Raw genomic sequence first — 1,713 nt, forward strand, 5'->3', positions numbered from 1 at the left:
CTCGGCTGCCCACACGTCTACTTCAACATTCCCCGCCATATGCCATACAACGAACAACCCCAGCCCAGGACACGAAATCCCGCTGGAGTATTAGACCTCATCTCATTTGGCGATTCTGCGGTAGCAGATAGGGTGCAGGCGATGCTGGTGAAGGCGAGGAAGTGCTCGGCTTTGCGTTCGTAGCGGCGGTGAAGCCGACGGCAGCCGGCCGGCGGGCCAGGCCCATGGTGCGTTCGATGGTCCAGCGGTGGCGTCCCAGCCGGGTGGAGGACTCGATGCCCTTGCGTGCGATGCGGTGGCGAACGCCGCGTTTGCGCAGCCATCGGCGCAGGTGGTCGTAGTCGTAACCCTTGTCGCCGTGTAGTTTGGCCGGCCGCCGTCGACGCGGTCCGCGGCGGGAGCGGATGGGCGGGATGCCGCGGACGAGGGGTTCGAGGGCCTGGCTGTCGTGGAGGTTGGCGCCGGAGATGCCGATGGAGATGGGCAGACCGGTACGCTCAGTGATCAAGTGGATCTTCGATCCTTTCTTGCTCCGATCCACAGGATTCGGACCTGTCAGGACCCCCCTTTCAGGGCCCGCATGTTCACCGAGTCGATCGCGCACCGCGACCAGTCCAGATAAACTCCCGGAAATTCTTCCGGCCCATGTGTCGATCCAGCACCGGCCCGTTCGACGCACCAGGTGAGAGGCGGGGAACCACCCCGCCTCCCGCACCCGCCGCGCCCGGCGCGGCCCGCGCACTGGAGGAAGACATGGCAGCCACACCCACCAACCCCGTCACCGTCGGCATTCTGGAGGTGCCGGGTGCGCGGCTGCACTACGAGGTGCGGGGCGCGGGCCCGCTCGTGGTGCTGGTCGGCGCGCCGATGGATGCCGTCGCCTTTGAGCCGCTGGCGGATCTGCTCGCCGCCGACCACATGGTGGTGACCACCGACCCGCGGGGCATCAACCGCAGCTCCGTCGAGGACCCGGACGCCGACTCGACCCCGGCGCTGCGGGCCGACGACCTGTCCCGGCTGATCGCCCGTGTCGATGCCGGACCGGCCGTGGTCTTCGGGTCGAGCGGCGGTGCGGTCAGCGCGCTGGCCCTGGTGGAGGCGCACCCGGAGCAGGTGCGTACCGTCATCGCGCACGAGCCTCCGCTGGACGAACTCCTCGACGACCGCGAGAAGGTCCGGGTCCGGACCGATGACATGATCGCCGCCTATCTGGCGGGGGACGTGCTGGGAGCCTGGCGGACGTTCTTCGATCTGGCCGGGATCGAGCTGCCGGACGGGGTGCTGGAGCACATGTTCGGCGGGGAGCGCGATCCGCAGGTGGTCGCCGACGAGCGTTTCTGGTTCGCGCACGAGATGCGGCCGAGTGTGCGGTGGCTGCCCGACGTCGCCGTGCTCGGCACGGCCGCCACCCGGGTCGTGGTGGGGATCGGCGCGGAATCGGCGGGCCAGGTGTGCGACCGTACGTCGCGGGCGCTGGCCACGGCGCTGGGGATCGAGCCGACGGTCTTCCCGGGCGACCACACCGGGTTCGCCGACGCGCCCGAGGCGTTCGCCGACCGGCTGCGCGCGGTCCTGCTCGATCACACCGTGATCCTGCACCCGGACGACACGCTCGCGCTCGTCGTCCGACGCACGGCCGCGGCGGCGGGACCCGCGCCGGAGTGACGCCGCCGGAGGGCGCGGCGCCTGGTATGCGGTACGCCCCCTCGGGTC

At 70.1% G+C, this 1,713-nt stretch carries 1 protein-coding gene and 1 pseudogene; one reads left to right on the forward strand and one right to left on the reverse strand.

Annotated features, from left to right (window positions below):
- Nucleotides 1–102: 102 nt before the first annotated feature.
- Nucleotides 103–618, reverse strand: a pseudogene (locus ACWF94_RS40025) (IS5 family transposase); the annotation flags it as partial.
- A gap of 135 nt (nt 619–753) precedes the next feature.
- On the opposite strand from ACWF94_RS40025, the gene ACWF94_RS40030 reads away from it, so the two are divergent.
- Nucleotides 754–1,665: an alpha/beta fold hydrolase gene (locus tag ACWF94_RS40030; protein ID WP_453500144.1), complete on the forward strand. Its 912-nt coding sequence runs from the start codon at nt 754–756 to the stop codon at nt 1,663–1,665.
- Nucleotides 1,666–1,713 lie beyond the last annotated feature (48 nt).

This window comes from Streptomyces sp. NPDC055078, assembly GCF_053607985.1.

Excerpts from the sequence above, each read along its gene's own strand:
- ACWF94_RS40030 (WP_453500144.1), top strand. The coding sequence starts at position 754 with ATGGCAGCCACACCCACCAACCCCGTCACCGTCGGCATTCTGGAGGTG.